Here is a 9381-nt window from a genome sequence, read left to right as displayed (position 1 = left end):
AAAGGCCGTTGCCACCCCCTTCGATAAGGTGTGCGACATGCCGCTGTCTCCAATCGTTTAATTGTGCGAGCTAATGTCGCTGCCTGTGTTTTTGCTGTCAATTGATGAACCCGTCTAAAAAAGGCGATTGAAACGGGATCGTCTAATTGAATGCTTGCCCAATAAGGCTATTGGTAAGAATTTAAACGCGAGACGGGCCGCTGAAAGCTGCCGCAGTGGGGAACGCGCGACGCCCGGCACGCTCTCGCGGCGCCTTCTCGCGTATAACGGCAGCGTTTAAACAGACGGTATCCGGTTTATCCCTATTCGGGATTGACTGGATAAGGAAGGGGCTGGATTAATCCACTTGTAATCGCGCAATCGAAAGCTTGTAAATATTTGTAAATGCGCGGTGTAGTGGTTTATATATTGCCTGACACGGGTAAGTAAAAAGCCGGCCAATGGCCGGCTTTGCATGGCATGCGATGTTGAATCAGCGTTTGAGGCCCGCGTCCTCGGCCGCGCCGATGTTGAGGTTCATGCACTGGATTGCGGCGCCCGACGCGCCCTTGCCGAGGTTGTCGAGGCGCGCGACCGTGACGAAGCGCTCCGCGTTGCCGAACACGAACAGGTCGACACGGTTCGTGTCGTTGTTCGCCTGCACGTCGAAGAAGCCGCCGTCGAGGTTCGCGTCCGCATCGAACGGGGCGACGCGCACGAACGCTTCGTCCGCGTAGTATTCGGCGAACACGCGCTGCACGTCCTGCGGCGTCGCGCGCTTCGCGAGCTGCTCGGGCGTGAAGTAGGTCGTCACCGCGAGGCCCTTCAGGAACGGGCCGACGATCGGCGTGAAGATCGGCGCGTGCGCGAGGCCCGTGTGCGCGGCCATTTCCGGCAGATGCTTGTGCGCGAGGCCGAGCGCGTACGGGCGCGGGCTCGCGAGCTTGCCGCCCGGCGCGGCGCTTTCGTACTCGGCGATCATCGACTTGCCGCCGCCGCTGTAGCCGGTGATCGAGTAGCTGTGCGCGGCGAACGTCGGCGCGACGATGCCCGCATCGACGAGCGGGCGCATCGCGAGCACGAACGCCGACGCGTGGCAGCCGGGCACCGCGATGCGCTTCGACGTACGAATCTTCTCGCGCTGCGCGCGGGTCAGCTCGGGCAGGCCGTAGGCCCAGTCGGCGCTGGTGCGGAACGCGGTGCTCGCGTCGATCAGCGTGGTGTTCGGGTTCTCGACGAGCGAGGCCGATTCGCGCGACGCGACGTCCGGCAGGCACAGGAACGTGACGTCCGACGCGTTGATCAGGCGGCGGCGCTCGTCGACGTCCTTGCGCTTCGCTTCCTCGATGCGCAGGATCTCGATGTCGCTGCGTGCCGACAGGTATTCGAAGATCTTGAGGCCGGTCGTGCCTTCCTGGCCGTCGACAAAAACTTTGGTGCTCATTTCGCTCTCTCTGAATGAAACGGGAGCCGCGGCGCCCTGAAACCGCCATTTTAAGACGTCATCCGGCGGCACTGCACCGCGCGGGGCGAAAAAAGACGGCCCGCGGGCCGTCTTCGTGTCCGTCTTTGCGTCCCTTCGACGCCCGCCGGTACGCGCGCGGGCCGCAGGAGGGGCGCGTTCAGCGGGCGCCGGCGTCCCAGCGGGCGGTCGCTTCGGCGACACGCCGGCCGAATGCCTTGCCGGTCTCGAGGTCGCCCGGCAGCGGCCCCTCGTCGGGCGTCGCATCGGCCGGCGACTGCGCGAGCAGGCCCGTCGAGCCGCCGAGGTAGTTGATGTCGTTGCGCGTGGCCGCCTTCGAGTTCGCCGGCATCAGGCTCGTGCCGACCCACACCATCCCATGCTGCATCGCCAGCGTGACGAAATATTGAATCGTCGAGAACTTGTCGCCGTTCATCGTCGCGGAGTTCGTGAAGCCCGCGGCGATCTTGTCCTTCCATTTCTGCGTGAACCACGCTTTCGACGTGGCGTCGGCGAATTGCTTGAACTGCGCGGACGGGCCGCCCATGTAGGTCGGCGCGCCGAAGACGATCGCGTCCGCCGCGTCGAGCGCGGCCCAGCCTGCGTCGTCGAGGTCGCCGACGGCGATCAGGCGCACGTTCGCGCCGGCGTCCTGCGCGCCGGCGTGCACGGCTTCGGCCAGTTTCTGCGTGTGACCGTAGCCGCTGTGATAGACGATGACGATGTTCGACATGAAGCGTTCTCCGGAAAGGGACGGGAACGGCGGACCGCCACGGCTCGCCGCGTCACGCGTCGCCGGCGGGCGGCGCGACGGTCGCGCGGCAGGGGATGCCGCGACCGGTGACGACGAGTCTAGCAAGCCGAAATGACGAGACGACGTGCGCGCGCGGCGCCTGGAAAGGCGCGGCGGCCGGCAATTGCGGCGGCGCGACTACTGGCCGTAAGTGACCGTGAGCTGCGCGGTGCCGATCGCGAGCGTGCCGATCTCGTGCTCGAACATCGGCGCGGGGCGGCCCTGCGAGATGCGCAGGTCGGTGCCTTTCAGCGCGTAGACGGTGATCACGTAGCGGTGCGGCTTGCCGGGCGGCGGGCACGGGCCGCCGTAACCGTCGATCCCGAAATCGTTGCGCGCCTCGCTCGCGCCGATGCGGCGCAGGAAGCCGGAGGCGCTCGCGTCGGCCGGCAGGCTCGTGACGGTCGCCGGAATGCCCGCGACGGCCCAGTGCCACCAGCCGTGCCCGGGCGCGTCGGGATCGAAGATCGTGACCGCGTAGCCGCGGGTGCCGGGCGGCGGGTTGCGCCATGCGAGTTGCGGCGAGCGGTTCGCGCCCTTGCAGTCGCCGCGATCGAACACGTTCGCGGCCCGCACGCGGGCGCCGGGCGTCAGGTCGTCGCTCGTCACGGTGAACGGGCCTTCCGCATGCGCGGGCAGCGCCGCGAAAAAGGCGGCGCACAGGAGGGCGGGGAGGAGCAACGGAGACGGGCGACCCGATGGCGCAGGCGGAGTGATCCGGCGATCCACACGCATATGGCGCTTCTCCCGTCACGTGGGCCGGGCCGCGGCGCCCGGCATTGTTGGCGTGGTGTGTTGCCCGCGCGCTCGCGGCGGCGATGGATCAAGTCTAGCATTAGGGTTCGATGAGCGACGCACGCGGGCGCCCGCGATTGCGATCGGTCAGGGCGCCGGCCGACGGACGAAAAAAAGCCGCCTGCGATGAAGCAGGCGGCTCTCCAGCCAGCGCGCCGGCACGCATGCCGGCGTGGCGTCATTCCTTCGGGGCCGTCGCGCCGCCGTGCGCGGCCGACCATTCGGCCGGTGCGTGCAGGAATTTCTCGACTTCGTCGAGCGTCTTCGTCTCGAAGTAGCCCGACGCCTTCGCGACGCGCAGCACGTCCCACCACGTGGCGAGCGCGTGCAGGTCGACGTCGATGTCCTTCAGGACCGACACGCTTTCCTTGAAGATGTCGTAGTGGAACAGCACGAAGCAGTGGTTCACCGTCGCGCCCGCGGTGCGCAGCGCGTTGACGAAGTTGATCTTGCTGCGGCTGTCGGTCGTCAGGTCTTCCACCAGCAACACGCGCGAGCCTTCTTCCAGATGGCCTTCGATCTGCGCATTGCGGCCGAAACCCTTCGGCTTTTTGCGCACGTACTGCATCGGCACCATCATCCGGTCCGCGATCCATGCCGCGAACGGGATGCCGGCCGTCTCGCCGCCCGCCACCGCGTCGATCTGTTCGAAGCCGATGTCGCGCGTGATCGTCGTTTCCGCCATTTCCATCAGCGCACGGCGCACGCGCGGATACGAGATCAGCTTGCGGCAGTCGATATAGACGGGGCTTGCCCAGCCGGACGTGAAGATGAACGGTTTTTCGGCATTGAAGTGCACCGCCTGCACTTCGAGCAGGATTTTGGCGGTCGTATCCGAGATCGACTGACGATCGTAGCCTGTCATGGGCATTCCTTGGGTGATGAGCGAGGAGCGGGCGCGGGCCCGGTGGCGCAGCAAGAGAACCCGCCGGGGGGCCGGGGCGCGATCGGCAGGCCAATCGCATCGCTGCGCGCGTAGCCCGCTATTTTACCCGATTCAGCCCAGTTTTCGGCGGAATTCGCGCGTGCCGCCGCGCCGCTCATCACCGGCGAAACAAACGGGGCGCGACCGTCCCGATGCGGATGCCGGGGATGCGGCGGTGCACCAACGGAGGTCATTTAGGGGGTGTACACTAGGCGACCCTAAGAAATCGTTCAGTACTTTGTACTTTCCTCTTGCCACCCGCCAAGGTTCGATGGCGTGCCGATCCGGCGCGTCGCGGGCCGTCTCGCAGTCGACCATCCCCTCGATTCAAGCAGACGCGGCCGAAGGTGCTGTGTACTGAGTCGTCAATATTTCGCATGTCTCTCGCAGGTCAATCATGGACGAACAACTGAAGCAGGCCGCTCTCGCTTATCACCTGAACCCGAAACCCGGCAAGATTTCGGTCACCCCGACCAAGCCGCTGTCGAACCAGCTCGATCTGTCGCTCGCGTATTCGCCGGGCGTCGCCGCCGCGTGCGAGGCGATCCACGCCGATCCGCTCGACGCGCAGAAGTACACGTCGCGCGGCAACCTCGTCGGCGTCATCACGAACGGCACGGCCGTGCTCGGCCTCGGCAACATCGGCCCGCTCGCCGCGAAGCCGGTGATGGAAGGCAAGGGCTGCCTCTTCAAGAAATTCGCGGGCATCGACGTGTTCGACATCGAACTGTCGGAGTCCGACCCCGACAAGCTCGTCGAGGCGATCGCGATGCTCGAGCCGACGCTCGGCGGCATCAACCTCGAGGACATCAAGGCGCCGGAATGCTTCTACATCGAGCAGAAGCTGCGCGAGCGCATGAAGATCCCCGTCTTCCACGACGACCAGCACGGCACCGCGATTATCGCGTCGGCCGCGATCCTGAACGGCCTGAAGGTCGTCGGCAAGCAACTCGCCGACGTGAAGCTCGTGTGTTCGGGCGCCGGCGCGGCCGCGATCGCGTGTCTGGACCTGCTGGTGAACCTCGGCCTCACGAAGACGAACATCCTCGTCGCCGATTCGAAGGGCGTGATCTACGAAGGGCGCGGCAACCTCGATCCGTCGAAGCAGCGCTACGCGGCGAACACCGACGCGCGCACGCTCGCCGACGCGATCGTCGGCGCGGACGTGTTCCTCGGCTGCTCGAGCGCGGGCGTGCTGAAGCAGGACATGGTCAAGACGATGGGCGACCAGCCGCTGATCCTGGCGCTCGCGAACCCGGAACCGGAAATCCGCCCGGAAGACGCGAAGGCCGTGCGCCCGGACGCGATCGTCGCGACCGGCCGTTCGGACTACCCGAACCAGGTCAACAACGTGCTGTGCTTCCCGTTCATCTTCCGCGGCGCGCTCGACGTCGGCGCGACGACGATCACGGAAGAAATGAAGCTCGCATGCGTGCGCGCGATCGCCGAGCTGGCCCAGGAAACCGACCAGAGCGAGGAAGTCGCGAAGGCGTATGAAGGCCATTCGCTCGAGTTCGGGCCGGACTACCTGATTCCGAAGCCGTTCGACCCGCGCCTGATCATCAAGATCGCGCCGGCCGTCGCTCAAGCCGCGATGGATTCGGGCGTCGCCACGCGCCCGATCCAGGACATGGACGCGTACCGCGAGCAGCTCGGCGCGACCGTCTACCGCACCGGCATGGTGATGCGTCCGGTGTTCGCGACCGCGAAGCAGAAGGAAGCCCGCATCGTGTTCGCCGAGGGCGAGGACGAGCGCGTGCTGCGCGCCGCGCAGTTCGTGCTGCTGGAAAAGATCGCGAAGCCGATCATCATCGGCCGCCCGTCGGTCGTCGACATGCGCCTCGCGAAGATCGGCTCGAAGCTGAAGGCCGGCACCGATTTCGAAATAGTCGATCCGGAAGACGATGCGCGCTACCACCGCTACTGGCAGGCGTATCAGGAGATCGGCGCGCGCGACGGCGTGACGCCGGAAGTCGCGAAGGCCGCGATGCGCAAGTTCAACACGCTGATCGGCGCGATGCTCGTGCACCTGGGCGATGCGGACGGGATGATCTGCGGGATGATCGACACGTTCCACAGCCACCTGAAGTTCATCGAGCAGGTGCTGGGCCGCGCGAAGGGCGCCGAGCATTTCGCCGCGATGAACCTGCTGATGCTGCCGGGCCGCAACCTGTTCGTGTGCGACACGTACGTAAACGAGCTGCCGAGCGCCGAGCAGCTCGCCGACATGACGATCCAGGCCGCGGCCGAGATCGAACGCTTCGGCATCGCGCCGAAGGCCGCGCTGCTGTCGAACTCGAACTTCGGCAGCGCGCCGTCGGCGTCGTCGCGCCGGATGGCCGAGGCCCGCAAGCTCATCGTCGAACGTGCGCCGAACCTCGAAGTCGACGGCGAAATGCACGGCGACGCGGCGCTGTCGGAACTGATCCGCAAGCAGGCGTTCCCGGGCACCACGCTGTCGGGCGAAGCGAACCTGCTGATCATGCCGAACGTCGAAGCGGCGAACATCGCGTACAACCTGCTGAAGATGGTCGGCGGCGAAGGCGTGACGGTCGGCCCGTTCCTGCTCGGCGCGGCCAAGCCGGTCCACATCCTGACGCCGGCCGCGACCGTGCGCCGGATCATCAACATGACGGCCGTTGCCGCCGCGAACGTGAACACGAAGTAAGTCCACGCTTGCGTGTGCCGCGCGTCATGCGCGGCGCAATGAAAAACGCCACGGGACCTGCGTTCCGTGGCGTTTTTTTTGTGAACCGCAAGGGGCGACGGGCGCGCGGGGCGGGCGTCCGGACCGCGAACGCCCGCGGCGCCCGCCGTTACGCGACCTGCTGATGCGACTGGCCGCCTGCCGGCGAACGCCACTTCGCGAGCAGCGTGTCCCACTTCTGCCGCACCGCGCGCAGGTTGTTCTCCTTCACGTGGCCGTAGCCGCGAATGCCGTCCGGCAGCGCCGCGAGCTCGAGCGCGAGCGGCCGGTTGGCCGCGTTCAGCCGGGCCAGCACCTCGCCGATCAGCGCTTCGTACTCGCCGATCAGCGCGCGCTCGGTGCGACGCTCCTCGGTGCGGCCGAACGGGTCGAGCCCCGTGCCGCGCAGGAACTTCGCCTTGGCGAGCAGCCGGAACGCCGACATCATCCACGGGCCGTACGCCTTCTTCACGAGATGGCCGTGGGCGTCCGTCTTCGCGAACAGCGGCGGCGCGAGGTGGAATTTCAGCTTCCAGTCGCCTTCGAACTGCGCGGTCAGGCGCGCGACGAACGCGGGGTCGGACTGCAGCCGCGCGACCTCGTATTCGTCCTTGTACGCCATCAGCTTGAACAGGTTGCGCGCGACCGCTTCGGTCAGCGGCTCCTGCACCGCGTCGCCGTCCGCCAGCGCGCGCTCGGCGGCGCGCACCTTGTCGACGAAGGCCGCATAACGCGACGCGTACGTGGCGTTCTGGTACGCGGTCAGGAATTCCACGCGTTTCGCGATCAGCGCGTCGACCGCCTTCTTCGTGTGCAGCGCGATCACCGTGGCGCCTTGCGCGGGCCGGGCGTCGCCGGCCGCGGCCTGCTTCACGCTGGCCAGGTCGTACGCGGCGCGGCGGCCCCAGTCGAACGCCGCGCGGTTCTTGTCGACCGACACCGCGTTCAGCTCGATCGCGCGTTCGAGCGACGCGAGCGTCAGCGGCAGCCAGCCCTTCTGCCACGCGTAGCCGAGCACGAACGGGTTCGTGTAGATCGCGTCGCCGAGCAGTGCGACCGCGAAGCGGTTCGCGTCGATGAAGTCGACCGATTCACCTGCCGCCGCGCGGATGTCGTTCTCGGCGGACAGGCCCGGGAACGCCCAGTTCGGGTTCTTGATGAACTCGGCGGTCGGCGTCTGCGCGCTGTTGATGACCACGCGCGTCGTGTCGTGCCGCATCCGCGACGTGCACTCGTCGCCGGCCGTGACGATCGCGTCGCAACCGATCACGAGATCGGCTTCGCCCATCGCGATTCGCGTGGCGTGAATATCGGTCGGCGCGTGCGAGATCTGCACGTGGCTCATCACCGCGCCGCCTTTCTGCGCGAGGCCGGTGACGTCGAGCACGGTCACGCCCTTGTTCTCCAGGTGCGCGGCCATCCCGAGCAGCGCACCGATCGTCACGACGCCCGTGCCGCCCACGCCGGTGACGAGCACGCCGTACGCGCGGTCGATCGCCGGCAGCGTCGGTTCCGGAATCGGCGGCAGCGCACCGCCGTCGACCGCTACCGCCTTCGGCTTCTTCAACTGGCCGCCCTCGACCGTGACGAAGCTCGGGCAGAAGCCCTTCACGCACGAAAAGTCCTTGTTACAGCTCGACTGGTTGATCTGGCGCTTCGTGCCGAATTCGGTTTCCAGCGGCTCGACCGACAGGCAGTTCGACTGCACCGAACAGTCGCCGCAGCCTTCGCATACCGCCTCGTTGATCACGACGCGCTTGGCCGGGTCCGGATACGTGCCGCGTTTGCGGCGGCGGCGCTTCTCGGTCGCGCAGGTCTGGTCGTAGATCAGGATCGTCGTGCCTTCGATCTCGCGCAGCTCGCGCTGCACGTCGTCGAGCTGGTCGCGGTGATGGACCGTCACGCCCGGCGCGAGCAGCGCCTTCTGGCTGTCGTACTTCTCCGGCTCGTCGGTGACGATCACGATCTTCTTCGCGCCTTCGGACGCGAGCTGGTGCGTGATCTGCGGCACCGTCAGCACGCCGTCGACCGGCTGGCCGCCCGTCATCGCGACCGCGTCGTTGTAGAGGATCTTGTAGGTGATGTTCGCCTTCGACGAGATCGCCGCGCGCACCGCGAGCAGGCCCGAGTGGAAATAGGTGCCGTCGCCGAGGTTCGCGAACACGTGCTTTTCGTCGGTGAACGGCGCCTGGCCGATCCACGGCACGCCTTCGCCGCCCATCTGGCTGAAGGTGCTCGTGCTGCGGTCCATCCACACGGTCATGTAGTGGCAGCCGATCCCGGCGATCGCGCGCGAGCCTTCCGGCACGTTGGTCGACGTGTTGTGCGGGCAGCCCGAGCAGAACCACGGCTTGCGCTCGGTCTGCACGTGCGGTTTCGCGAGCGCCATTTCCTTCGCGTTGATCACCGCGAGCCGCGCGGCGATGCGCGCGCGCACGTCGGACGGCAATTCGAACTTCTCCAGCCGCGTCGCGATCGCCTTCGCGATGATCGCGGGCGACAGCTCGTAGTGCGCGGGCAGCAGCCAGTTGCCCATCGGCACCGACCATTCGCCGCCGGCACCGTCCTTCTCGTCGAACTTGCCGAACACGCGCGGGCGTTGCGCGTCGGGCCAGTTGTACAGCTCTTCCTTGATCGCGTATTCGAGGATCTGGCGCTTTTCCTCGACGACCAGGATTTCGTCGAGGCCGCGCGCGAACGCCTGCGCGCCCTGCGCTTCGAGCGGCCACACGCAGCCGACC

General features: G+C 66.8%; 6 protein-coding genes. 1 reads left to right on the top strand and 5 read right to left on the bottom strand.

Going from position 1 to position 9381, the window contains the following annotated elements:
* Nucleotides 1-472 precede the first annotated feature (472 nt).
* The 4 genes from argC to AC3IFE_RS05090 all read right to left on the bottom strand — a co-directional run bounded on the left by argC (nt 473) and on the right by AC3IFE_RS05090 (nt 3894).
* A complete protein-coding gene (gene argC / locus AC3IFE_RS05105; protein ID WP_089466425.1) occupies nt 473-1423 on the bottom strand; it encodes an N-acetyl-gamma-glutamyl-phosphate reductase in 951 nt (316 codons plus the stop codon).
* A gap of 178 nt (nt 1424-1601) precedes the next feature.
* Complete coding sequence (locus tag AC3IFE_RS05100) at nt 1602-2174, bottom strand: flavodoxin family protein (protein WP_011546661.1); 573 nt, start codon at nt 2172-2174, stop codon at nt 1602-1604.
* A 198-nt stretch (nt 2175-2372) separates the two neighbouring features.
* A complete protein-coding gene (locus AC3IFE_RS05095) occupies nt 2373-2969 on the bottom strand; it encodes a YbhB/YbcL family Raf kinase inhibitor-like protein (RefSeq protein WP_489189789.1) in 597 nt (198 codons plus the stop codon).
* 238 nt (nt 2970-3207) lie between these two features.
* Nucleotides 3208-3894 carry an orotate phosphoribosyltransferase gene (locus AC3IFE_RS05090; RefSeq protein ID WP_011546659.1) on the bottom strand — a complete coding sequence of 229 codons (687 nt, stop codon included), beginning with the start codon at nt 3892-3894 and terminating at the stop codon, nt 3208-3210.
* A gap of 457 nt (nt 3895-4351) precedes the next feature.
* Here AC3IFE_RS05090 and AC3IFE_RS05085 point away from each other — a divergent pair, with 457 nt between their 5' ends.
* The gene (locus tag AC3IFE_RS05085; RefSeq protein ID WP_089466427.1) at nt 4352-6622 is read left to right on the top strand and encodes an NADP-dependent malic enzyme; all 2271 of its coding nucleotides are present in this window, start codon (nt 4352-4354) and stop codon (nt 6620-6622) included.
* Nucleotides 6623-6770: 148 nt separating this feature from the next.
* Here AC3IFE_RS05085 and AC3IFE_RS05080 read toward each other — a convergent pair.
* Nucleotides 6771-9381: indolepyruvate ferredoxin oxidoreductase family protein (locus AC3IFE_RS05080; protein ID WP_489189788.1), on the bottom strand; the 2611-nt coding region annotated here is incomplete at its 5' end.

The organism is Burkholderia sp. APQ4-4ca (assembly GCF_057837105.1).
Note: the sequence above shows the minus strand (reverse complement) of the source record. Positions and strands in the feature narration are given on the sequence as shown.